Origin of the sequence: Paenibacillus sacheonensis, from assembly GCF_009909195.1 — a bacterium.
Lineage (GTDB): Bacteria > Bacillota > Bacilli > Paenibacillales > Paenibacillaceae > Paenibacillus_Z > Paenibacillus_Z sacheonensis.
The window spans coordinates 203,233-225,587 of the sequence record NZ_JAAAMU010000004.1 but is presented as its reverse complement, the minus strand read 5'-3'; the positions used below and the strand labels follow the sequence as shown (position 1 = coordinate 225,587).

Below are 22,355 nucleotides of genomic sequence, written 5' to 3'. Positions count from 1 at the left end.
ACCTATCATCCATGCTATTATCGCAATTCTATCGAATTCTGTCATGCTTCGATAGGCGAAAATAAATAAAAACGACCGCCTACGAACAGGCAGCCGTTCCTCATTCCTTCCTTCTTACGGCGACTCAAGCGTAATGCGCCCCAAGTTGCCCGCGCGCAGTTCACGCAAAATAATGCCGGAAGCCTTCTCCAAGTCCACGCGTCCGCCGCTGACGAGGCAGCCCCGCTTGCGTCCGATGTCTTCCATCACGCGCACGAGCTCATTGTTGTCTTCCGGATCGCGCGGCGGCTCGGTCAAGCCGAATCGCTCCGCGAGCTCGTCCCAATAATGGACCGCGAGTTCTTTGATGGCAAAGTACGCGACGTCCTCGACGTTCAGCACCTGTTCGCGAATGGCGCCGGTCATCGCCAGCTTGAAGCCGACCAATTGATCCTCGAACTTCGGCCATAAAATCCCAGGCGTATCGAGCAGCTCCATCTCCGTTCCGACCTTAATCCACTGCTGGCCCTTCGTAACGCCCGGACGGTCGCCGGTCGCTGCGATATTGCGGCCTGCCAGCCGATTAATCAGCGTCGACTTGCCGACGTTCGGTATGCCCACGATTAACCCGCGTACGGGACGCGGAGTCATGCCTTTGGCGATCTGCCGGGCGATCTTGTCGTGGAGCAGTTCTCTTACCTTCACCGGAATTTCGCCCACCCGGTTGCCGGTCGACGCGTCGATGGCCAAGCTGGGAATGCCCATGTCGGCAAAATACGCCCGCCATTTCTCCGTCGTGCGCGCATCCGCCAAATCCGCTTTATTCAGCAGGATCAGCCTCGGCTTGCCTTTCAGTATTTCATCCACCATCGGGTTTCGGCTCGAAAGCGGTACGCGGGCATCCAGGAGCTCGATCGCGATATCGATCAGCTTCAGCTTCTCTTGAATTTCCCTTCTCGCCCGCGTCATATGGCCGGGAAACCATTGAATCGTCATGCTGTCATTCACCTCATCCGTGTTTCACGAAAGACATTTTGCTCATTGGCCAGAAAATGATATCCGCCCGCCCGACGATTTCCTTGTCATCGACAAAGCCGATCATCCGGCTGTCCTTGCTGTTCGGGCGGTTGTCGCCGAAAGCAAGCACATGACCTTCAGGGACGACATCCGTATCGAAGTTCGCATTCGGGAAGTTTCGTTCCGGGCCGCCGTTGTTATTGAAAATCTCGCCGTTCGCCTTCGCAGCCGCAATCGATTCCTTAAGATACGGTTCTTCGTAAAGCTTGCCGTTGATATACAAGTTGTCATCCTGGTATTTGATCGTGTCGCCAGGCACCCCGATGACGCGCTTGATGAAGTCTTTGCCCTCGTCAGGCACGTGGAATACGATCACTTCGCCGCGTTTCGGCTTACGGATTTCGTAGATCGCCTTATCGACGATCAGACGCTCGCCCGTATAGAAATTCGGCTCCATGGAAGGCCCATCCACGATAAACGGCGCGAACAGGAAGTATCGGATCACCAGAACGAGAATCGCGGCAATCGCAAGCGCCTTGACCCATTCGAACACTTCTTTCTGCGCGCGTTTGGCAGGTGGATGGCTTGGCGATTCAGGAGCATCCGATCCGTCCGCGTCCGCCGGCTTTTCCGCCGGCTTTTCCGCCGGCTTTATTTCGTCCTGCTCCGTTAGTTGTTCGTCATTGCGATGCTGTTGATCCATGATTCCACCCTCTTCTATGCAGAAATAATGCTCGGATTCACCGATTCGGCCCCTGAAAATCTATGTATAGAAAAGCGAAAAGGGACTTGTTTGCGCAAGTCCCCCTCTTGTCGAACATTAACGAATTTCTTTAATTCTCGCAGCTTTACCGCGCAGTTCGCGAAGATAGTACAGTTTCGCGCGACGGACTTTACCGCGGCGTGCAACTTCGATCTTCTCGATTTTCGGCGAGTTCACTGGGAACGTTCTTTCGACGCCAACGCCGTACGAAATTTTACGCACCGTAAAAGTAGCACTGATACCGCCGCCGCGACGTTTGATAACGACGCCTTCGAACAGCTGGATCCGTTCACGGGATCCCTCGATTACTTTTACATGTACCTTAAGCGTGTCGCCTGGGCGAAAGCTAGGAAGGTCAGTACGAAGATTTTCTAGAGCAATAGTTTGCAAAAGATTCATTTAGTTTCAACTCCTTCCACCATAGACGTTCTTATAAGCTGCCGGAATCACAAGAGATACCGGGTCTTTGCTTTATAGCGGACCGTCCGAGTTAACAAAGCAACATCAGCAATTTTAACATAATCCTGCCTAGAATACAATAACAGAATCGTACGAACCGTTAATGCCGCTCGGCTTGTTCACGAATGCGTATTTGTTCGGCCAGCCACAGCCGTTCTTTCTTGGTCAAATCGGCATGCTCGAGCAGCTCCGGGCGGCGTTCCAGCGTTCGCAGAATCGACTGCTGGCGTCTCCAGACCTCCACGTTCGCATGATGGCCGGACATGAGTACTTCGGGCACTTCCCAGCCTCGGAAGACCTGCGGACGCGTGTAATGAGGATGCTCCAGCATCCCGGTGCTGAATGAATCCGTCACTGCGGACGTTTCATTGCCGAGTACGCCCGGCAGCAGGCGCACGATACTGTCGATCATCACCATCGCAGGCAGCTCGCCGCCCGTGAGCACATAATCGCCAAGCGAGATTTCGTCCGTCACCAGATGCTGGCGAATGCGCTCGTCATAGCCCTCATAGTGACCGCATACGAAGATCAAATGGGCATGTGCCGACAATTGCTCCGCCTTCTTCTGCGTATAGGGCTCGCCCTGCGGACAAAGCAGGATGACCCGCGGCTGCGTTCCGCCCTCGGGCATCAGATCCTCCACGGCCGCGAACAGCGGTTCCGGTTTCAGCACCATGCCGCCGCCCCCGCCGTAAGGGTAGTCGTCTACCGTATTATGTTTATTATTCGCGTAATCCCGGAAGTTAATCGCATTCAAGTCCACGATGCCCTTGTCCCGTGCCTTACCCAGAATGCTGGCGCCGAAGACGCCATGGAACATGTCCGGAAACAATGTCAATACATCGATGCGCATGGGCTAGATCAGCCCTTCCATCAGATGGACCTTCACCGTTTTGTTCGGAATGTCCACATCGAGCACGACCTGATCGATGACCGGGATGAGCAGCTGCTTGCCTTTCGGCTGTTGAATGACCCATACGTCATTGGCGCCGGGCACGAGAATCTCCGTAATGACGCCAAGCTCCACGCCTTCGTCGGACACGGCTTTGCAGCCGATGATCTGATGCTGGTAATACTCGCCTTCTTCCAAATCGACCAAGTCTTCTCTGGAAACCTTCAGCGACCAGCCCTTGTATTTCTCGACTTCGTTAATGTTATCGAAGCCTTTCAGCTTCAGGATGAACATCCCTTTATGTTCGCGCGCGCTCAGCACTTCGACTTTCAGCTGCTGCCCGTTCTCTTCGTTCAAGAGCGTCAGCACGGATTTGGGCGCAAACCGTTCCTCGGGAAAATCGGTCTGCGAGAAGACCTTTACTTCGCCGCGAATGCCATGCGTATTAACAAGCTTGCCTACAGATAGCCATTGTTGATCCATGCGTGGTCTCCTGCCTTTATCGTATTTGCTAAGAAGAACCGGCCTATACCGTCCTTGTCGGCGCTTGTACAAGCTTCTTCCCGCAAAATAGAAGCAAAGTATGAAGGAAACGTATACCTTCTTATTTATCATCGAAAAAGAGCTAGGATATTCATCCTAGCCCTTTCCAATGTGCGATCGTCTACGAAATGATGTCGACCATGACGCGCTTTTGCGATTTGACGGCGGCCGATGCGACCACCGTTCGAAGCGCTTTTGCGATCCGTCCCTGTTTGCCGATCACTTTACCGACATCGTCGGGATTGACGGACAGCTGATAGACGGTGCCGCGGTCGTCTTCTTTCACTTCGACGCGCACATCCTCCGGGTTATCCACTAAAGCCTTCGCTATGACAAGAATCAAATCTTTCATCACAATAGGCCCCCCGCACCGAGCAGATTATTTTTGAAGTTTCGACTCGTGAAGCTTCGTCATTACGCCTGCTTTGGAAAGCAGGTTGCGGACGGTGTCGGAAGCTTGCGCTCCGTTTTGAAGCCATTTAAGAGCTTTCTCTTCATCGATGTTCACTTGTGCCGGTTGAGCAACCGGGTTATAAGTACCGATTTCTTCAATAAAGCGACCGTCACGCGGGGAACGGGAATCGGAAACTACCACACGGTAGAAAGGCGCTTTATGCGCACCGATACGTTTCAAACGAATACGTACTGCCATGAGAATTCACCTCCTTCAATAAATATCGATCTATCTGAATGCCCAATCCAGCAGGGCAGTCTAACGTTAAAACGGGAACTTCATGCCTTTGGGAAGCATGCCCTTGAGGCCTTTCATGCCGCCCTTCGGACCTTTCGGACCCATCATGGACGAGAACTGCTTCATCATTTTCTTCATGTCGTCGAACTGTTTGATGAGCCGGTTGACTTCGGTGATCGAAGTTCCGCTGCCCGCCGCAATTCGTTTGCGTCTGCTATGATTGAGAATCTCCGGTTTGCGCTTCTCGTCCTTGGTCATCGATCTGACGATCGCTTCCACCCGGTTGATCTGCTTATCGTCCACCTTGAGATTCTTCATATCCTTCATCTTGCCCATGCCGGGCATCATGTCGAGCAGCTGATCGAGCGGTCCAAGCTTGCGCACCTGCTCCATCTGATCCAGAAAATCCTCGAACGTGAATTCAGCAGTGCGCATCTTGCGTTCCATCTCCGCTGCCTTCTCGGCATCGATGCTGGACTGCGCCTTCTCGATCAGCGACAGCATGTCGCCCATGCCGAGAATCCGCGATGCCATCCGTTCCGGATGGAACGGCTCGAGCGGTTCGATCTTCTCGCCCGTTGCCGCGAACTTGATCGGGCAGCCCGTAACGGCTTTGACCGACAAAGCCGCGCCGCCGCGGGTATCGCCGTCCAGCTTCGTCAGAACCACGCCGGTCAGCTCGAGCTGGCTGTGGAAGCTTTGCGCCACGTTAACCGCTTCTTGACCCGTCATCGCATCAACGACAAGCAGGACTTCATCCGGTTTCGTAACTTCATGAATTTGACGAAGCTCCCCCATCAGCGCCTCGTCGATATGCAGCCGGCCAGCCGTATCGATAATGACGTAGTCATGACCGTTGTCTTTGGCCAGCTGGAGGCCTTGGCGGGCGATTTCGACCGGCGATGTTTGATCGCCCATCGTGAATACCGGCACGCCGATCTGCTCTCCAAGCACCTGGAGCTGTTTGATTGCGGCAGGGCGGTAAATATCGCCCGCGACGAGAAGCGGCTTATGCTTATCCTTGAGCAGCGATTTCGCCAGCTTCGCGGACGAGGTCGTTTTACCGGCACCCTGCAAGCCTGCCATCAGGATTACCGTCGGCGGCTTGTTCGACTTGGCGAGCTTCGCGTTCGTGCCGCCCATCAGTTCGGTTAATTCCTTGTTTACGATATCGACGACGACCATGCCGGGCGTAAAGCTCTTCGAGACTTCGAGCCCGATTGTCCGTTCTTTCACCTTCGCGATGAAATCCTTGACGACCTTGAAGTTAACATCGGCTTCGAGAAGCGCCAATCGCACCTCGCGCATCGCCTCGTTAACATCATCCTCGGACACTTTGCCTTTGCCGCGCAATTTGCCGAATACATTCTGCAGTCTGTTAGACAAACCTTCAAATGCCATGATCGTCACCTCCTGAATTCAAGTGTTGGTTATGTACCGCTCTTTCCGTCGTTCCGCAGGCCCTGCGCGATCTCCCGAAGCTCGGCGCCAATGCCGCTGTGATCCGCGAGACGTTCCGCCATTTCTTCCAGCCTGCTCAGCCATCGTTCGGCTTCTTCATGCTTAACGAGAAGCTTCAGCTTGCTTTCGCAGGATTCGAGCACGGCTTCCGCCCGTTTCACGTGTTCATAGACCGCTTGCCTGCTAATATCGAACTCGGCAGCAATTTCCCCGAGTGAATAATCGTCATGGAAGTAATACTTTAGAAAGGTTTGCTGTTTCTCCGTCAGCAAATGCTCGTAGAAATCAAACAGCATATTAATTCGCGTCGTCTTCGCCAGGGCGTCGGTTTCATGTACCGTCATGCGATCCGCTCCTTTGCGTCAAGGCAATTACCTTTACACCATATCCACGACGACTATCATAGCGCAGCGGCCTATGCACTGTCAAGCTGTTTTACTTGTCACCTGTTATTGCGCGGAATCGCTCTCGTCTTCCGCGGCCTGCAGCAGACCGCCGAACAGCGCGTGAACGAATTGCTCGGAATCGAATTCCTGTAAATCCTCCATCTTCTCGCCGAGTCCAACAAGCTTGACCGGCAAGTCCAGCTCGTTGCGGATCGCAATAACGATGCCGCCTTTGGCCGTGCCGTCCAGCTTCGTCAACACGAGTCCCGTAACGCCGCTCTTCTCGCCGAACAGCTTCGCTTGGCTGAGTGCGTTCTGGCCTGTCGTCGCGTCGAGCACGAGCAGTACTTCATGAGGCGCGGTCGGCACTTCGCGTTGAATGACGCGGAAGATTTTGTTCAGCTCTTCCATCAGATTGTGCTTGTTCTGCAAACGGCCGGCCGTATCGCACAGCAGGACGTCAGCATTGCGCTGCTTCGCCGCATGGACCGCATCGTACATGACCGCTGCCGGATCCGCGCCGGATTCTTGCTTGATGACGTCAACGCCGACGCGCTTGCCCCATACTTCAAGCTGCTCGATGGCGCCTGCGCGGAACGTATCGCCTGCCGCGAGCAAGACGGACTTGCCTTCGCTCTTGAATTTATGCGCAAGCTTGCCGATCGTCGTCGTCTTGCCTACGCCGTTCACGCCGACGAAGAGAATGACGGTCATACCCGATTCCGCCATACGCAGCTCGGATTTCGCGTCGCCGCGCAGCAGCTCGACGAGCTTCTCGGATAAAATCGGCTGCAGTTCGGCCGCTTCTTCGATTTTCCGCTTCTTCACTTCCGCGCGAAGGTCGTCGATGAGCTGCATGACCGTATTGACGCCGACATCGGCGCCGATCAGGATTTCTTCCAGCTCTTCATAGAACGCCTCGTCGATCTTCTTGCGGCGCAGGATTAACTCTTCGATCTTGCCGACGAATGCGGTACGCGTCTTCGTCAGGCCTTCCTTGAATATGGACGTGACCGCTTCTGTCTTCTGGGCGATGCTTTCTTTCAAGCGTTTAAAAAAACTCATGGTCGGACCTCCATCATTTTAATCAAGAAGAACGGCTCCCGCCGACATTCACGATGCAGCTTTCATTAGACCTTATAGACATTTTTCGGAGGCGCGAACCCGTAAAATGCGATCAGGGTACAGAAGCCGGGCCAGGCTGCGATTGCGATCTGCGCCAAGCTCCGGCTTCTCTTCTACGTTGGTTTCGGCGATTCAGGTTCAACCGATTATGCGGATACCGCTTCTTCGTCCTCCAGACGGACGGACACCAGCTTGGACACGCCGCCTTCCTCCATCGTTACCCCGTAGAGAACATCCGCCTCTTCCATCGTACCCTTGCGGTGCGTGACGACGATAAATTGCGTCAGCTCCGAGAACTCGCGCAAATATTGCGCAAAGCGGGCAACGTTCGCCTCGTCGAGCGCAGCCTCGACTTCATCGAGCACGCAGAACGGAACCGGCTTGACCTGCAGAATGGCAAACAACAGCGCAATCGCCGTCAAAGCGCGCTCGCCTCCCGAGAGCAGCTGCAGGTTCTGCAGCTTCTTGCCGGGCGGCTGGGCGACGATATCGATGCCGCTGTCGAGCACCCGGTCGGGCTCGACCATGATGAGATCCGCGCGTCCGCCGCCGAACAGCTTCGAGAAGACGACGACGAAATGTCCGCGTATCGCTTCGAATGTCGTACGGAAACGGCGGCCCATCTCGTCGTCCATCTCCCGGATGACTTGATAGAGCGTCGTCTTCGCTTCGATGAGATCGTTCTTCTGGTCGTTCAGGAAGGTGTACCGTTCCTTGACGCGCTCATATTCGTCGATCGCGCCGAGATTTACTTCGCCCAAGCCGGAGATGCGCCGTTTCAAATCGCGCACCTCGCTTTGAAGCGCAAGCACGTCCTCCGGTACCGGGTAACGCTCCTTCGCCAGCTCGAAGCTAAGCTCGTACTCTTCGCTCAGCTTGCGCAGCAGGTTGTCCAGCTCGACGTCCAGCCGGTTAACGGCGATTTCGATCTGACGCAGCTGATCTTCGACCGAACGAAGCTGTGCGCGCTGATCCTTGGTCTCGCTCTCTCCCTGCTCCAGCTCGCGCGTCAGGTCGGCCCGCGCGGAACGCTTCAAGTCCGTTTGCTCCGCGCAGCCGTCCTTCTTCAGCTTCAGGGCGTTCAGCTGCTCCGTCTGCTTGGCGCTCTCTTCCGCAAGCTGCCGCGTGTCCTCTTCCTGACGCTGAAGCATATCGCGGATGCCGGCCAGCTCCTGCTTGGCCCTGCCGATGTCGGAGCGGACTCGGGACGCCTGATCCTCGAAGGACATTTTCTCCTGATCCGTCTTCGCCAGCGCGATCTTCAGATCCGTCAGCTGGTCCTGCAGCTGCTCCTTGGCAGATTCGCCCGCTTTCCTGCGTTCCTCCGCTAAGCGAATCGCTTCTTGCAGCCGCGCCTCTTCCTTCGTCAGCACCGCGAGCCGTTCCTCTGCATCCTTGGCGGACTGGCTGATTTGCTGCTGTTCCGTTTTGTGGCCCGCGCTGTCCGCTTGGAACAGCTGCGCCTGATCGTCCAAATGCCGCTTCTCTTTGTCCAGCTGCTGCAGCTCGGCGCGAAGATGCTGCTCGTCGATCCGCTGCTTCTCGCCTAATGCGCGCAGCTCGTCGACCTTCTGGTTACGAATGGACTGCTCTTTCCGCAGATCGCTGATTTTGTCGCGAAGCTTGCCCAGCTGCTCGTCCGTCGATTTGATCTCGCCGTCCAGCTGCTCGATCTGGCGCTGACGCCCGAGCAGATTGGCGCCTTTCTTCTGCAGGCTGCCCCCGGTCATGGAACCGCCGGCATTGACGACGTCGCCTTCCAACGTGACCACCCGGAAGCGGTACTGGATTCGCGAGGCGATTCGGTTCGCTTGCTCCAGCGTTTCGGCGATAAGCACGTTGCCGAGCAGGTTCTCGACGATATGCGCGTACTTGGAATCGCAAGTTACGAGTTCGGATGCGATGCCGACGAAGCCCTCGAGTCCGGCCACCGTTCTGCGCTCGTGATCGGGAATGTTCCGGCCGCGAATAACGTCGAGCGGCAGGAACGTCGCACGTCCGAGCTGACGGGATTTCAAGAAGGCAATTGCCGCCCGCGCGCTGCGTTCATCGTTCATGACGACATGCTGCAAAGCGCCGCCAAGCGCCGTTTCGATCGCAAGCTCCACTTTCTCCGGCACGCGAACGAGCTCTGCGACCGCGCCATGCACGCCTTCAATGCCGCCCGTCGTACGTCTGGAAGCTTTCAATACTTCTTTGACGCCGTGCATGAATCCGTCGAGATCGTCCTGCATTTCCTTCATCGTATCCCGGCGTGAAGTGAGCGCCTCGAGCTTCTGCTCCCACTTGCGAACGGCCGACTGCGTTTCTTCGAGCAGCTTCTGACCGTTCTGCAGCCCTTCGGCCTCGTTGATGTAACGATTACGCATCTTATTGATATCTTCAAGCGTCTGCTCCAGCTTCTGCTGCAGCTCCGCTCTTCTGGCGGTAAACCGTTCATGCTGCTCCTGCCATTTGGCGTGCTCGTCCCCGAGCCGTTCCATCCGGCGCTGAAGGGCTTCTTCTTGCTGAAGCGCGTAACGAATCTCGTTGCGGAGCTGCGCCATCGTGCTTAGCACGTCAAGAAGCTCGCCCTTAAGCGATTCTTCCGCGTCACCCGAAGCGGACGCATTCGTGCCGATCAGCTGCGCTTCTTCCTCGGCCAGCTTCTTCCGGAGAGACTCGAGCTCATTATCGAGCAGCGCCGCTTTGCTGCGGAATTCCGCTTCTTCTTTGGTCAGCGCCGTAATGCGCTCGTTCTGCGCGGTCATCGATGCTTCGAGCTGCATGCGATTCTGCTCCAGATTGCGCTTACGCTCCTTTAAGACTTCGCCGTAGCCTTCGCACTTCTCGTACTCTTCGCTGTACTGAAGCATGCCTTCATGGAGTCGGTCCAGCGCTTCCTCCAATTCACGGAGCTTCTGACGGTCCTTCTCGAGCATCGCATCATGCTTGCTGACCACGGTGGACAAGGTCAACTGCTCCGCCTGCAGTTTCGTCATGCGGGTATTGGAGTCCGTCCATGATTGGTGCACGGTTTGAATGTTATGTACGTACATGGCGATTTCGCCGGATTTCAGCTGATCCCGAAGCTGCTTGAACTGGATCGCCTTCTCCGACTGCACCCGCAGCGGTTCGACCTGATCCTCGAGCTCCGTCACCAAGTCGTGAATCCGAAGCAAATTGGACTCGGTATCCTCGAGCTTCTTCTGAGCTTCGCGCTTGCGCGACTTATACTTCACGATACCCGAGGCCTCTTCAAAGATACCGCGGCGGTCTTCCGAGCGCGTGCTCAATATTTCTTCGATACGTCCTTGTCCAATAATCGAATACGCTTCCTTGCCGATCCCCGTATCCATGAACAACTCCGTTATATCCTTCAGTCTGCAAGACTGCTTGTTGATTAAGTATTCGCTCTCTCCGCTGCGGTGAACGCGCCGCGTGACCGTGACTTCGTTGTAATCGAGCGGCAGCGCGCCGTCTCCATTATCCAGGGTGAGCGAAACTTCGCCGAAATTGACCGCTTTGCGCGCGTCGCTTCCCGCGAATATAATATCTTCCATTTTGCCGCCCCGCAGGCTCTTGGCGCTCTGCTCGCCTAGTACCCAGCGGATGCTGTCGCTGATGTTGCTTTTGCCGCTGCCATTCGGGCCAACGACCGCCGTTATACCGCGAACGAATTCCAGCTCCGTCTTGTCGGCAAACGATTTAAAACCAGCTAATTCAATCCTTTTCAGGAACATCGCTTACCTTCACCTCAACGACTATTGTACCATAATTGCTAAAAAAGGACAGGGTCGAAATACGTCGAAACTCGTCAAAAATGCGCGTTGAGCAATCGACTCCATGCCCATAAATGGGACAGGTTTCCACTCGTTTTTCATCCCGTGACCACCTATCGAACTTTCATGAAATGAAAAAATCCCGGTTACCTAAGGCGACCAGAATTTTCGTCATGCTGCGTATTCCATTACTTCGGCAGCTTGCGCCATGCTTCCGCCGCCGCTTGCTGCTCTGCTTCTTTCTTCGTGCGGCCGTTGCCCGAGCCATACGAGGTGTCGCCGATGTACACCGCCACGACGAACTCCCGATCATGCGCGGGGCCGCGCTCTTCGACGATCCGATATTCGATCGGGCCCATGCCGGCTTGCTGCGCCTTCTCCTGCAAGGTCGATTTGAAGTCTTTGCCTACCATTACGCCGTCATTGTCGATATGCGGGAACATATAGGAAGCCAGGAACGACTTAACGGCTTCCAGCCCTTGATCCAGGTAGATCGCCCCGACGAACGCCTCGAACAAATCGGCCAGCAACGCGGGACGCTGTCTTCCGCCAAGCTGTTCTTCTCCGCGTCCGAGCAGCACATGCGCACCGAGATCGAGCATTTCCGCGAATCTGGCGAGCGAAGCTTCGCATACGATCGATGCCCGCATGCGCGTCAGCTGCCCCTCGGGCCGTTCCGGAAACGTGCGGTACAAAAATTCGGATACCGTCAGCTGCAAAATCGCGTCGCCCAGAAATTCAAGACGTTCATTATGCTCCGTTGCGCTTTGACGATGCTCGTTAACGTACGACGTATGCGTGAACGCTTGCCGAAGCAGCTTTATCGCACGAAAACGAAGCTGCAGTCGCTGCTGCAGCTCGTCAAATGAATCATGCTTCATATTTCTTCATCACGATCGTCGCATTATGTCCGCCGAAGCCGAAGGAATTCGACAACGCGTATTGAACATCCGCTTTGCGCGGAACGTTCGGGACATAATCGAGATCGCATTCCGGATCTGGATTATCCAAATTAATGGTCGGCGGGATGATGCCGTTCTGAAGCGTCAAACCAAGAATAACCGCTTCTACGCCGCCGGCCGCGCCCAGCAGGTGGCCCGTCATCGATTTGGTGGAGCTGACCGCCAGCTTGTAGGCGTGGTCGCCAAACGTTTTCTTGATCGCCGTCGTCTCCGAACGGTCACCAACGGGCGTCGACGTTCCGTGCGCGTTGATGTAATCGATCTGCGTCGGCTCGAGGCCGCCGTCCCGGAGCGCTTTCACCATGCAGCGCGCTGCGCCATCCGGATCCGGTTCGGTCATGTGATGCGCGTCGCCGCTCATGCCGTAACCAACGATTTCCGCATAGATGTGCGCTCCGCGCTGCTGCGCATGCTCCAGCGATTCCAATACCAGAACGCCGGAACCTTCGCCCATTACGAACCCATCGCGATCCGTATCGAACGGACGGGATGCTTTATGAGGCTCGTCGTTTCTTGTCGACATCGCCCGCATGGAGCAGAAGCCCGCCATGCCTGTCGGACGGATCGTCGCTTCCGCGCCGCCGCAAATCATCAGGTCGGCGTCGCCGCGCTGAATCAGCTTATACGAATCGCCGATGGAATGCGTGCCTGTCGCGCAAGCTGTAACGGCTGTACTGTTCGGACCTTTCGCGCCAGTGGCCATCGAAACTTGTCCGGACGCCATGTTCGCGATCATCATCGGGATGAAGAACGGGCTTACGCGCTTCGGACCTTTCTCCAGCAAAATATTATGCTGGTCTTCCCAAGTGCCCAAACCGCCGATGCCGGAACCGATCATGACGCCTACGCGTTCCGCGTCCACGTCCGATCCGATATGAATGCCTGCATCTTTGACGGCGAGCTGACTGGCCACAACTGCGAACTGCACGAAACGGTCCATCCGACGCGCTTCTTTCTTGTCGATCTCGTAATCTTCCGGGTTAAAATTTTTTATTTCAGCCGCAATGCGGGTCGGATATTCGGAAACGTCAAATGCTTCAACCAAGGAAACGCCGGACTTTCCTTCCATTAAATTACCCCAAAACGTCTCCAGTTCGGAACCGAGCGAAGTCATAACCCCCATGCCCGTAACGACTACTCTCTGCTTCATCTCTATTCACCTCTAATGGGAACTCTGATCCATGCTCTATTTGATAAAACGCTAATGCGCTTTCAGCTGTTCGTCATGCAAAAAGCCCAAATTCGTCCAATACGGAGATAAGTCCCGCTTGTGCAACGGGACTTGTCATTGTTTGTATTACTTCGCTAGAGAAGCTATGTAATTTACGACTTCTCCTACACTCGTAATTTTCTCTGCATCTTCATCAGAGATTTCCATATCGAATTCATCTTCCAGTTCCATGACCAATTCAACGACATCAAGAGAGTCCGCTCCAAGATCTTCTTTAAACGAAGCTTCTAGCGTAACTTCCGATTCGTCAACGCCAAGGCGGTCGACAACGATGCGCTTTACACGATCATATACATCGGACATCCGGTTCACCTCCTCCATGGTATTATACGAGAATTACGGACAAAATGCCATATCAAACGGCTTGCCGCCATACTGGCCCGGTCCGGAACGCAGTTACATGTACATGCCGCCATCGACGTGGATCGTTTGACCGGTCATATAGCCGGCGGCATCAGACGCCAAGAAACGAACGGCGCCAGCGATATCCTTCGGATCGCCGAGGCGTGCCAGCGGAATGTCGGCGGCCAGCTTATCGCGCATTTCTTGCGGCAGCTTGTCCGTCATATCCGTTTGAATAAAGCCCGGCGCCACGCAATTGACCGTGATGCCACGTGAAGCCAGTTCGCGAGCCGAAGCCTTGGTCAGACCGATGACGCCGGCTTTGGCAGCGACATAGTTGGCTTGTCCCGGGTTGCCGAGCACGCCCACGACCGATGAAATGTTAATGATGCGGCCCGAGCGCTGCTTCATCATTTGACGCGTCACGGCTTTCACCCCGTTGAACACGCCTTTCAGGTTCGTTTCGATGACTTGATCGAATTCTTCTTCCTTCATGCGCATGATTAGATTGTCACGCGTGATGCCCGCGTTATTCACTAAAATATCAATTACGCCAAATGCTTCGACCACTTGCTTCACCATCGCGTCAAACTCGTCGGTTTTGCCGACGTTGGCTTTCAGCACGAGCGTGCGGCGGCCAAGCGCTTGAACCGCTTCGGCCGTCTCCGCGGCAGCCTGTTCGCTGCCGGAATAATTGATCGCGACGTCGGCGCCGGCCTCGGCGAGCGCAATCGCGATCGCGCGGCCGATGCCGCGGGATGCTCCTGTGACGAGCGCGACTTTACCAGATAGATCCGCGAACATTTTCATTTCTCCTCTCAATGGGTCTGACCCCCTAAATCCCCTCTCCAGGGGGACCCCAAGGGCCCCGGCCCTCTGGACACCCGGAAGGAGAACGTTGGTGCCACAGAGTACCGCTCTCGAGATCCGTTCTACCTGACCTCGTTTTCGTCCCTTGCGGGACACACTTCACCTTTGGCGCTCGCGAGTTACCTGCTGTCCCTTGCGGGACCATGGGAACGTTCTGCGCCGCAGAGGCGCTTAGCGAGCCTCTGCGTGCTTGTCCTCGCTTTCGTCCCTCGCGGGACACGCTTTATGCTGGAGCGGGTTGCAAGCCGCCGCCTTCGGCTGGCTTGCCGGAGGCGGCAGGTTCCCGCCGCCGAAGTTGGCGTTACAGCTGCCTGGGGCAGCTGCTTTTTGGCAGCTTAATACTGCCGTAGAGGCAGCCCATACATCGCTGCCAAGGTTTTGCGTTGCCCTTAGTGGAAGCGAAGGCATCGCAAGCTTTTGAAGCAGCGGTGGAGATTGGCCGGAGAGTCGGATTGGAGTCGTAGCAGCGTCAGCGTTCGCCTTTGTAGTCTGATTCCTACCTCTAATTACTTATATAATCAAGGGAATCAGAACTACAACAGCGAGCGAAGACCCAAACCGATCGGAGGCCACGGTTTTCCACCGTATTCTTAAAGCGTAGCCGCTTTCAGCGCCTCCAGGCTGTTGATCGAGACGACCTTGACGGATTTGTCGATTTTTTTGATCAGGCCGGCGAGAACCGTGCCCGATCCGATTTCGACGAACGTGTCGACCCCTTGCTCGACCAAGTACCGTACGCTGTCTTCCCACAATACAGGCGAGTATACCTGTTCTTCGAGCAATTTGCGAATTTCGCCGCTTTCCGTGACGGGCTTGGCCGTTACGTTCGCGATGACCGGGATCGACGCATCCTGCATGTTGACGGCTGCCAAGACGTCTTTCAGACGATCAGCGGCCGGTTTCATGAGCGAAGAGTGGAAGGGTCCGCTGACTTCGAGCGGGATAACCCGCTTCGCGCCGGCTTCTTTTCCGCGTTCGACGATGGCTTGCACGCCAGCAGCCGTACCGGATACGACGATCTGTCCGGGGCAGTTAACGTTAGCCAGTTCTACCGCGCCGGCGTCGGCGGATGCGGACGCGCAGAGCGCAGCCAGTGCTTCGCGTTCTGCGCCGAGAACGGCAGCCATGGCGCCTTGGCCGCTCGGAACGGCCTGCTCCATGAATTCGCCGCGGGAGCGAACCGTTCGCACGGCATCCTGGAAGGACAACGACCCTGCTGCGACAAGCGCGCTGTATTCGCCGAGCGAATGGCCTGCCACATAATCGGCTGTAAGCCCGCTTTCGCGGAGCGCTTCCATGTACGCCATGCTGACGGTCAGAAGCGCAGGCTGCGTGTTGACGGTTTGTTTCAGGACGTCTTCCGGGCCTTGAAAAATAATATCGCTTAATTTGAAGCCGAGCGCTTCGTCCGCGGCATCGATGATAGCCCGCGATGCCGGGAACGCTTCATAAATATCTTGGCCCATGCCGACTGCCTGCGCGCCTTGGCCGGGAAATACGAATGCGGTCTTGCCCATTGAGATCAGCACCTCCGACACGATTACATTACACATTAAGGTAGATTATGAATGATTACCAAACCAACACGGAAGCGCCCCAGGTCAATCCGCCGCCGAAACCGACCAGCACGATGCGGTCGCCTTCGTTCACGCGGTTTTGCTCCACGGCTTCGGCCAGCGCGATCGGAATCGAAGCCGCCGATACGTTGCCGTACTTATCCAAGTTGATCATGCACTTCTCCTGCGGCAGATCCAACCGGTTCAGCGCGGATTGAATGATGCGGATATTGGCTTGATGCGGGACGAGCAGATCGATGTCTTTCTTGTCGATGCCCGCTTTGCGCAGCGCTTCTTCCGCGGCGTTCCCCATGATCCGGACAGCGAACTTGTACACTTCGTTGCCGGCCATATAGATAAAATGCTGTTTATCCGCAATGGTGTCCGCCGAGGATGGCATGCGCGAGCCGCCGCCGCAAACGCGGAGCAATTCGCCGCCGGAGCCGTCGGCGCCGAGTTCGAAGGAGCGGAAGCCGCGGCCTTCGGGCACTTGGCCGAGGACGACGGCGCCTGCGCCGTCGCCGAACAGAATGCAGGTATTGCGGTCGGTATAATCCGTGATGCGGGACAGGCATTCCGCCCCGACAACGAGCACGTGTTTGTACATGCCGTTCGCAATCATGCTGGATGCCGTCGCGAGGCCGTAGATGAACCCGGAACAGGCAGCCGACAAGTCGAACGCCGCCGCTTTCCGGGCGCCCAGCTTATCCTGCAGCAGGCAGGCCGTCGACGGGAAGAACATATCCGGCGTAATCGTCGCGACGATGATCAGATCAATGTCTTCCGCGGTCAAACCAGCGGCTTCGATCGCTTTCAAGGATGCTTGGTAAGCCAGGTCCGAAGTCGCCTGCTCCGGCGCGGCGATGCGGCGTTCCCGCATGCCCGTGCGCGTGACGATCCATTCGTCGTTCGTTTCGACCATCTGTTCCAGGTCTTTATTCGTCAAAATTCGTTCAGGCACGTATTTGCCGGTGCCGATAATACCTACGGGATGTAGCTGCATGCTCCCACTCACTTCCTGCTAATTTCCGCTGCGATAGAAGATACCAAGTTGCTCTGGATCGCCAGTTTGGCTTGACGTACCGTGCTTTTGATGGCTTTCACGTCGGAGGAGCCATGACATTTGAATACGAGTCCGTTAATGCCCAGCAGCGGAGCGCCGCCGTGCTCGTTGTAGTCCATTTTTTTGCGCAGCATGCGAAGCTTGGGCATGACGATGGCCGCGGCCACTTTAGATAAGAGCGAGCTCGAGAAAATGTCCCGGATCGTCTTGAACAGCGTGCCCGCCGTCCCTTCCATCGCCTTCAGCATAATGTTGCCCGCGAAACCGTCGCAAATCAGCACGTCGCAGTTGCGCATCAAGACGTCGCGCGCCTCCACGTTGCCGATAAAATGAATCGGCGCCGCCTCGAGCAGATCGTACGCCGCTTTCGTCAGCTCGTTTCCTTTCATGGCTTCCGTGCCTACGTTGAGCAAGCCGACGCGCGGCTGGGACTGCCCGTTCATTCGCGCGCGATAGATGCTGCCCATGATCGCATACTGCAGAAGATGCTCCGGCTTGGCGTCCATGTTCGCGCCTAAGTCAAGGGCGAGCACGCCGATATCGTCCATCGTCGGCAGCATCGTGACGAGCGCCGGACGCTCGATTCCTTCCAGCCTACCGACGACGAGCAGTCCGGTCGTCATCAGCGCGCCTGTATTGCCGGCCGACAGCATGGCTTCGGCCCGGCCGTCGCGCACCAATTGCCCGGCCATCACCATCGATGACCCTTTCTTGCGCCGAACCGCTTTGACCGGCTCGTCGTCAGGTCCGATGACATCGTCCGCATGGACGATTTCGATATTCGACGGAACCTTGGCGCCGAGATGCGTCTTGATCTGCGCCTCGTCGCCCACCAGAATGATGGAAACCTCCGGACTTTCGAGCGCTGCTTCCAACGCGCCTTTTACGATTTGCGAAGGGGCATGGTCGCCCCCCATCGCGTCAATTGCGATCCGCACCATCCATACCTCCTTCGATGACCGTCTCGCCTGCGGAACGATAAATAAGAAAGCTGCCCTGAAACACCATTTCATCGCTTACATAAGAAAAGACCTCGACTTTGGCTTTGCTGCGTCCGCCGGAGATCGATCTTACGTAGGCTTTGGCTATGCATTTCTCGCCTAGCTTCACTTGACGGACGAAGCGGATATCCGCCGTCGCCGTCAGAGCGATTTCATCGTTAATGACCGCTACCGCCAGTGAATTGGCTTGCGCGAAAACATGGTGGCCGCGGGCGATGCCGGTTCTGGAAAATACATGCTCTTCCTTGATTTCAAAAAGGGAAATGCCGCTGTGGTCCAGCTGCAGATCCACGATGTCTCCGATAACTTCATCCAGCGGCAATGATCGGACCGGGTCGTACGAACGCTCCGCCATTAGTTTCATGCGCTCCCGCAATTCGGGAATGCCGAGCTCCAGCCGGTCAAGGCGCACCGTTTGAATGCTGACTTTCAGCTGTCTTGTCAGCTCTTGATCCGTTATAAAAGGATTATCGTCGATCAGCGAGCCGAGCAGCTGATGACGTTCTCGTTTCGGAAGCCGTTCGATGGTCCGCACCACCTTTGCCATGGTTCTAGTATATGCTCAGCTGCAGTTCATACGCGGCAGTGCCGGACAAGCGGCTGAACCTGAGCCAAGACAGCTACGTTACAATCAGCTATTATAACCAGGTACTAACAAGTATATAGAAGAAAGCCGCTCCGCGCAACGTCGAAGGCAGATTCAGGTATAAAAACCGTTTTATGCGCTGATGAATATATACGATGACTGACTGTGCGGGATATGTAAGAGTACTCGTTCGAAATAAAAGATTATGCGTCCGGGAAATACAATAGGACTCCATCCGAAGATGAAGTCCTATTCGTGGCGTCAAACTATTGTTTGATGATCTCTCTCGATTTGTAAGTTCCGCACACTTTGCAAACGCGGTGAGCCAATTTCAATTCTCCGCATTGATCGCATTTTACCATACCTGGCACAGCCAGTTTGAAGTGCGTGCGGCGTTTGTCACGACGCGTCTTGGATGTTCTACGTTGTGGTACTGCCATGTTTCCCACCTCCTTAACAGAATTGCATGAAGCGTGCTGATCGATGCAGCGCTTCTATTCCTTCGAGTCTTTAAACAAGTCTTTCAAAGCGGCAAGCCTCGGATCGATCCGCTCGTTAGAGCAGCCGCAACTTTGCTCATTTAGGTTGCTTCCGCACGTGTGGCAAAGTCCTTTGCAGTCTTCGCTGCACAGCGGCACGAATGGCAGTTCGAGCATCAGCATCTCTTCCAGCATCGGCTCGAGCTCCAGCTTGTCCTCGTCGACCGGGATGGTGTCTTCCGGTTCCGATCCGTCCACTTCGGCAGCATTCTTGAAGCGTTCGTGAAACGGCAACACGACGTGTTCCGAGGTTGGTTCCAGACAGCGGGAGCAGGACAGTTCCACGTCGATGGTCAACTCGCCCTCCACATGGGCAACGCCGTCTTCGCCCCAAGCCGTCATGTTCACTTCCATCGGACTCGCGTTCAGGACATCCTTGCGCACTTGCTTCAGCCAATCGGTATTCAAGCTGGACTTGAATGTTGTTTTCGTCCCTTTGGCCGCTAATTCACGTACATGAATCTCCATGGTATCACTCCAAACAAACAAAGTTTATTATATCGATTATCGATTCGTTTTGTCAACATTTTCACGCCGTGATATAGTGAAAAATATACGATTCATCGTACGGAGGTCTGCCCATGCGCACAGTCGGGATCATTGTCGAGTATAACCCGTTCCATAATGGACATCTATATCATTTACAGCAATCGCTTAAAATAACGAAAAGCGATGCGGTCGTCGCCGTCATGAGCGGCCAATTCCTGCAGCGCGGAGAACCCGCGCTGCTTAACAAATGGACGCGGACCGAAATGGCGCTGCGCGGCGGCTGCGACGTCGTGATCGAGCTGCCCGTCGCCTATTCCACGCAGGCGGCGGAATGGTTCGCCTACGGCGCCGCGGCGCTCTTGGACGCGACCGGCGTCGTAGACGCGCTCTGCTTCGGCAGCGAGGCGGGCGATATCGCGCCGCTCCGCCGCGTCGCGCGGCTGCTCGCTCATGAGCCGTCGTCGTTCGGGCCGCTCATGGCGGATGAGCTTCGGACAGGCCGCAGCTACCCCGCCGCCTACAGCGGGGCCGTCCGGCGGTTCATGGCCGAGGCAGGCGACGAGGAAGCCGCGGCGTTCCCGTTCGAGCAGCCCAACAATACGCTTGGGCTGCATTACCTGCTCGCGCTGGAGCGGCTGGGCAGCGCCATCGAGCCGTTCTCGCTTCGCCGGGAGAAAGCCGGCTACGCGCAGACCAGCATCACCGATGCGCAGATCGCGAGCGCAACGGCTATCCGCAAGCTCGTGGCGGAATCGCTTGCGCCGGAAGGCGCCGCTCCCTTCGTCCCGCCGTCCACGATGGAGCTGCTGCTCCGGGACCATGCGATTGGACGCGCCCGCGGGAGCTGGGAACATTATGCAGCGCCATTATTCCACAAGCTCGTCTCGGAATCGGCGGAAGCGCTTGGCCGCTATCACGAAATGAGCGAGGGACTGGAACACCGGATCAAGAACGCGCTGCCCGAGCTGGAGAGCCTGGCGTTCGAGCCGCTGCTGGAGCGTTTGAAGACGAAGCGCTACACGCGCACGAAGCTGCAACGGGCGCTGCTGTCGATCCTGCTCGGGCATGACAAGGAGCTGCTCTCGCCCGACCGGCTGCGCACCGGCGTTCAATATATACGCGTGCTCGGCTGCAGTCCTCGCGGCAGAGAACTGCTGAAGCGGATGCGCAAGTCCGCCAAGCTTCCGGTGCTGCAGAGCGCGGCGCGGGCCGCGAAAGAATATCCATACCTCGCATTGGATGTCCAAGCCACGTCCATCTACGCGCTCGGTTGGCCCGACGCAGCGCCAAGGGATCTCTTCCGCGATTATTATGAGAAGCCTATCTCCATCGAATAAGCTTCGCTCCGATTAAATGCAGGTCTACTCGCAAGCAGACAAGCGTAAACATGTAGTGGCCCCGGTTTGTCCGACGGGCCCTACCCTACGCCTGGAGTGAAGTGCGATGATAAGAACGATTCTGCTCGCCTGCTTATCCATACTGCTTGTCGCTTCGATTATCACCAAGCCGGATGCAGCCTTCCAAGCTTCCCTGCAAGGGTTAACCGTGTGGTGGAATATCGTCTTCCCGGGACTGCTTCCCTTCCTGACGCTGCTCGAGCTGATGCTGGCCTTCGGCGCCGTTCACGCGCTCGGAACGCTCCTCCACCCGCTGATGCGCAAGCTGTTCCGACTGCCGGGCGAAACCGGCGTCGCCATGGTCATCGGCTGGACAGGCGGGTTCCCCTGCGGAGCCGAGACGGCCGCGGCCCTGCGCAAGAGCAATACCTTGACCGCAAAGCAGGGCAATCGCCTGCTCGCGCTGTCCCATCTGCCCAGCCCGCTCTTCATGCTGCTCGTCGTCGGAACGGGATTCCTGCATCGGCCCGAACTGGGCATCGCGATCGCGCTGATCGTTTGGCTGTCCGCTCTCCTGCCTGCCCTCGTAGCGGCAAGATTCACGCGACGCGAACCCGTCCAAACCGGTCAAGCCGCCGTCGATCGACCCGCTGCAGGAATCTTCCGCCAGGCGGCCAAGGCAATGAGGGAGGCGCGCGAACGCGATGGCCGCACATTCGGCAAGCTGCTCGGAGACGCCGTATCCGTTGCCGTCTATAAGCTGATGGCCATCGGCGGGTTTATGATCTTCTGCGCCGTACTCGTAAAGCTGATGGAACCGCTGCTGCCAAGCTCGATTCCGCCGTTCGTCCTCTCCGGACTGATCGAGAGCCATATCGGCACGTATGCCGTATCCGCGTTCTCGTTCGCAGGCGGCGTGCCGTGGAAGGCGGCTGCCATCGCTGCCGTTCTCAGCTGGGGAGGAATAAGCGCCTTGCTGCAAGCCGGATCGGCGATCGCGGGCACCGGGCTATCCCTGCGCTCGCTGGCAATCGCCCGCATCCTTCAGAGCGCCGTCGCCTTCCTGCTCATGCTCCTGTGCTGGAAACCGCTCACGTGGCTCATGAACGGCGTCACTCCGGCAGCTTCCGCCTTCGCTTGGCAGCATGACGAAACCTATACTTCCGGGATCGGCGCCATACGTGCAGGCGATTTACTCTCCCTTTGGCCCTATGCGCCCGCCTTGCTGCTTATTTTCACCTGCGGCATAACGCTGCTTGCAGCCGTATCGGTTATTTCCGCGAGGCTTCGGCTTCGCTAGCT

23 protein-coding genes are annotated in these 22,355 nt (G+C 56.4%); 2 read left to right on the top strand and 21 right to left on the bottom strand.

Annotated features, from left to right (window positions below):
• Positions 1-114 precede the first annotated feature (114 nt).
• The 21 genes from ylqF to GT003_RS09000 all read right to left on the bottom strand — a co-directional run bounded on the left by ylqF (position 115) and on the right by GT003_RS09000 (position 19,695).
• Positions 115-975: a ribosome biogenesis GTPase YlqF gene (ylqF, locus tag GT003_RS09100; protein WP_161696693.1), complete on the bottom strand. Its 861-nt coding sequence runs from the start codon at positions 973-975 to the stop codon at positions 115-117.
• 13 nt (positions 976-988) lie between these two features.
• A complete protein-coding gene (gene lepB / locus GT003_RS09095; RefSeq protein ID WP_161696691.1) occupies positions 989-1,699 on the bottom strand; it encodes a signal peptidase I in 711 nt (236 codons plus the stop codon).
• 117 nt (positions 1,700-1,816) lie between these two features.
• Complete coding sequence (gene rplS / locus GT003_RS09090; RefSeq protein ID WP_161696689.1) at positions 1,817-2,158, bottom strand: 50S ribosomal protein L19; 342 nt, start codon at positions 2,156-2,158, stop codon at positions 1,817-1,819.
• A 160-nt stretch (positions 2,159-2,318) separates the two neighbouring features.
• Positions 2,319-3,071, bottom strand: coding sequence for a tRNA (guanosine(37)-N1)-methyltransferase TrmD (gene trmD / locus GT003_RS09085; RefSeq protein WP_161696687.1), 753 nt, complete (start codon positions 3,069-3,071; stop codon positions 2,319-2,321).
• Positions 3,072-3,074: 3 nt separating this feature from the next.
• Positions 3,075-3,593, bottom strand: a complete 519-nt coding sequence (gene rimM, locus GT003_RS09080; protein WP_161696684.1) for a ribosome maturation factor RimM — start codon at positions 3,591-3,593, stop codon at positions 3,075-3,077.
• 181 nt (positions 3,594-3,774) lie between these two features.
• Complete coding sequence (locus tag GT003_RS09075; RefSeq protein ID WP_161696682.1) at positions 3,775-4,005, bottom strand: KH domain-containing protein; 231 nt, start codon at positions 4,003-4,005, stop codon at positions 3,775-3,777.
• 27 nt (positions 4,006-4,032) lie between these two features.
• On the bottom strand, positions 4,033-4,305 hold the full coding sequence (rpsP, locus tag GT003_RS09070; RefSeq protein WP_126016297.1) for a 30S ribosomal protein S16: 273 nt from the start codon (positions 4,303-4,305) through the stop codon (positions 4,033-4,035).
• 66 nt (positions 4,306-4,371) lie between these two features.
• Positions 4,372-5,745, bottom strand: a complete 1,374-nt coding sequence (ffh, locus tag GT003_RS09065; RefSeq protein ID WP_161696680.1) for a signal recognition particle protein — start codon at positions 5,743-5,745, stop codon at positions 4,372-4,374.
• Between the two features lie 29 nt (positions 5,746-5,774).
• Positions 5,775-6,149 (bottom strand): putative DNA-binding protein, encoded by a 375-nt coding sequence (locus tag GT003_RS09060; protein WP_161696678.1) that lies wholly within the window; start codon positions 6,147-6,149, stop codon positions 5,775-5,777.
• Between the two features lie 105 nt (positions 6,150-6,254).
• Positions 6,255-7,256, bottom strand: a complete 1,002-nt coding sequence (gene ftsY, locus GT003_RS09055; RefSeq protein ID WP_161696676.1) for a signal recognition particle-docking protein FtsY — start codon at positions 7,254-7,256, stop codon at positions 6,255-6,257.
• 206 nt (positions 7,257-7,462) lie between these two features.
• On the bottom strand, positions 7,463-11,038 hold the full coding sequence (gene smc, locus GT003_RS09050; protein ID WP_161696674.1) for a chromosome segregation protein SMC: 3,576 nt from the start codon (positions 11,036-11,038) through the stop codon (positions 7,463-7,465).
• Between the two features lie 227 nt (positions 11,039-11,265).
• Positions 11,266-11,958, bottom strand: coding sequence for a ribonuclease III (gene rnc / locus GT003_RS09045; protein WP_161696671.1), 693 nt, complete (start codon positions 11,956-11,958; stop codon positions 11,266-11,268).
• Complete coding sequence (gene fabF, locus GT003_RS09040) at positions 11,948-13,189, bottom strand: beta-ketoacyl-ACP synthase II (RefSeq protein ID WP_161696669.1); 1,242 nt, start codon at positions 13,187-13,189, stop codon at positions 11,948-11,950. The genes rnc and fabF overlap by 11 nt, the downstream gene beginning before the upstream one ends.
• 147 nt (positions 13,190-13,336) lie before the next feature.
• Positions 13,337-13,573: an acyl carrier protein gene (gene acpP, locus GT003_RS09035; RefSeq protein WP_161696667.1), complete on the bottom strand. Its 237-nt coding sequence runs from the start codon at positions 13,571-13,573 to the stop codon at positions 13,337-13,339.
• Between the two features lie 93 nt (positions 13,574-13,666).
• A complete protein-coding gene (fabG, locus tag GT003_RS09030) occupies positions 13,667-14,416 on the bottom strand; it encodes a 3-oxoacyl-[acyl-carrier-protein] reductase (RefSeq protein WP_161697292.1) in 750 nt (249 codons plus the stop codon).
• A gap of 656 nt (positions 14,417-15,072) precedes the next feature.
• A complete protein-coding gene (fabD, locus tag GT003_RS09025; RefSeq protein WP_161696665.1) occupies positions 15,073-15,999 on the bottom strand; it encodes an ACP S-malonyltransferase in 927 nt (308 codons plus the stop codon).
• Positions 16,000-16,054: 55 nt separating this feature from the next.
• Entirely contained in the window at positions 16,055-17,041 is a 987-nt protein-coding gene (locus GT003_RS09020) for a beta-ketoacyl-ACP synthase III (RefSeq protein WP_161696663.1), read from the bottom strand.
• Between the two features lie 8 nt (positions 17,042-17,049).
• Positions 17,050-18,039, bottom strand: coding sequence for a phosphate acyltransferase PlsX (gene plsX, locus GT003_RS09015; RefSeq protein ID WP_161696661.1), 990 nt, complete (start codon positions 18,037-18,039; stop codon positions 17,050-17,052).
• The gene (gene fapR, locus GT003_RS09010; protein WP_170312172.1) at positions 18,023-18,649 is read right to left on the bottom strand and encodes a transcription factor FapR; all 627 of its coding nucleotides are present in this window, start codon (positions 18,647-18,649) and stop codon (positions 18,023-18,025) included. Before fapR ends, plsX begins: the two co-directional genes overlap by 17 nt.
• Before the next feature lie 305 nt (positions 18,650-18,954).
• Positions 18,955-19,128 (bottom strand): 50S ribosomal protein L32, encoded by a 174-nt coding sequence (gene rpmF / locus GT003_RS09005; RefSeq protein ID WP_090637702.1) that lies wholly within the window; start codon positions 19,126-19,128, stop codon positions 18,955-18,957.
• Positions 19,129-19,182: 54 nt separating this feature from the next.
• Positions 19,183-19,695, bottom strand: a complete 513-nt coding sequence (locus tag GT003_RS09000) for a YceD family protein (protein ID WP_161696659.1) — start codon at positions 19,693-19,695, stop codon at positions 19,183-19,185.
• Between the two features lie 113 nt (positions 19,696-19,808).
• On the opposite strand from GT003_RS09000, the gene GT003_RS08995 reads away from it, so the two are divergent.
• Positions 19,809-21,053, top strand: coding sequence for a nucleotidyltransferase (locus tag GT003_RS08995; RefSeq protein ID WP_161696657.1), 1,245 nt, complete (start codon positions 19,809-19,811; stop codon positions 21,051-21,053).
• Positions 21,054-21,159: 106 nt separating this feature from the next.
• A complete protein-coding gene (locus tag GT003_RS08990) occupies positions 21,160-22,353 on the top strand; it encodes a nucleoside recognition domain-containing protein (RefSeq protein ID WP_161696654.1) in 1,194 nt (397 codons plus the stop codon).
• The last annotated feature ends 2 nt before the right edge of the window (positions 22,354-22,355 follow it).

Excerpts from the sequence above, each read along its gene's own strand:
- ylqF (WP_161696693.1), bottom strand. The coding sequence starts at position 975 with ATGACGATTCAATGGTTTCCCGGCCATATGACGCGGGCGAGAAGGGAA.
- lepB (WP_161696691.1), bottom strand. The coding sequence starts at position 1,699 with ATGGATCAACAGCATCGCAATGACGAACAACTAACGGAGCAGGACGAA.
- rplS (WP_161696689.1), bottom strand. The coding sequence starts at position 2,158 with ATGAATCTTTTGCAAACTATTGCTCTAGAAAATCTTCGTACTGACCTT.
- trmD (WP_161696687.1), bottom strand. The coding sequence starts at position 3,071 with ATGCGCATCGATGTATTGACATTGTTTCCGGACATGTTCCATGGCGTC.
- rimM (WP_161696684.1), bottom strand. The coding sequence starts at position 3,593 with ATGGATCAACAATGGCTATCTGTAGGCAAGCTTGTTAATACGCATGGC.
- GT003_RS09075 (WP_161696682.1), bottom strand. The coding sequence starts at position 4,005 with ATGAAAGATTTGATTCTTGTCATAGCGAAGGCTTTAGTGGATAACCCG.
- rpsP (WP_126016297.1), bottom strand. The coding sequence starts at position 4,305 with ATGGCAGTACGTATTCGTTTGAAACGTATCGGTGCGCATAAAGCGCCT.
- ffh (WP_161696680.1), bottom strand. The coding sequence starts at position 5,745 with ATGGCATTTGAAGGTTTGTCTAACAGACTGCAGAATGTATTCGGCAAA.
- GT003_RS09060 (WP_161696678.1), bottom strand. The coding sequence starts at position 6,149 with ATGACGGTACATGAAACCGACGCCCTGGCGAAGACGACGCGAATTAAT.
- ftsY (WP_161696676.1), bottom strand. The coding sequence starts at position 7,256 with ATGAGTTTTTTTAAACGCTTGAAAGAAAGCATCGCCCAGAAGACAGAA.
- smc (WP_161696674.1), bottom strand. The coding sequence starts at position 11,038 with ATGTTCCTGAAAAGGATTGAATTAGCTGGTTTTAAATCGTTTGCCGAC.
- rnc (WP_161696671.1), bottom strand. The coding sequence starts at position 11,958 with ATGAAGCATGATTCATTTGACGAGCTGCAGCAGCGACTGCAGCTTCGT.
- fabF (WP_161696669.1), bottom strand. The coding sequence starts at position 13,189 with ATGAAGCAGAGAGTAGTCGTTACGGGCATGGGGGTTATGACTTCGCTC.
- acpP (WP_161696667.1), bottom strand. The coding sequence starts at position 13,573 with ATGTCCGATGTATATGATCGTGTAAAGCGCATCGTTGTCGACCGCCTT.
- fabG (WP_161697292.1), bottom strand. The coding sequence starts at position 14,416 with ATGTTCGCGGATCTATCTGGTAAAGTCGCGCTCGTCACAGGAGCATCC.
- fabD (WP_161696665.1), bottom strand. The coding sequence starts at position 15,999 with ATGGGCAAGACCGCATTCGTATTTCCCGGCCAAGGCGCGCAGGCAGTC.
- GT003_RS09020 (WP_161696663.1), bottom strand. The coding sequence starts at position 17,041 with ATGCAGCTACATCCCGTAGGTATTATCGGCACCGGCAAATACGTGCCT.
- fapR (WP_170312172.1), bottom strand. The coding sequence starts at position 18,649 with ATGGCAAAGGTGGTGCGGACCATCGAACGGCTTCCGAAACGAGAACGT.
- rpmF (WP_090637702.1), bottom strand. The coding sequence starts at position 19,128 with ATGGCAGTACCACAACGTAGAACATCCAAGACGCGTCGTGACAAACGC.
- GT003_RS09000 (WP_161696659.1), bottom strand. The coding sequence starts at position 19,695 with ATGGAGATTCATGTACGTGAATTAGCGGCCAAAGGGACGAAAACAACA.
- GT003_RS08995 (WP_161696657.1), top strand. The coding sequence starts at position 19,809 with ATGCGCACAGTCGGGATCATTGTCGAGTATAACCCGTTCCATAATGGA.
- GT003_RS08990 (WP_161696654.1), top strand. The coding sequence starts at position 21,160 with ATGATAAGAACGATTCTGCTCGCCTGCTTATCCATACTGCTTGTCGCT.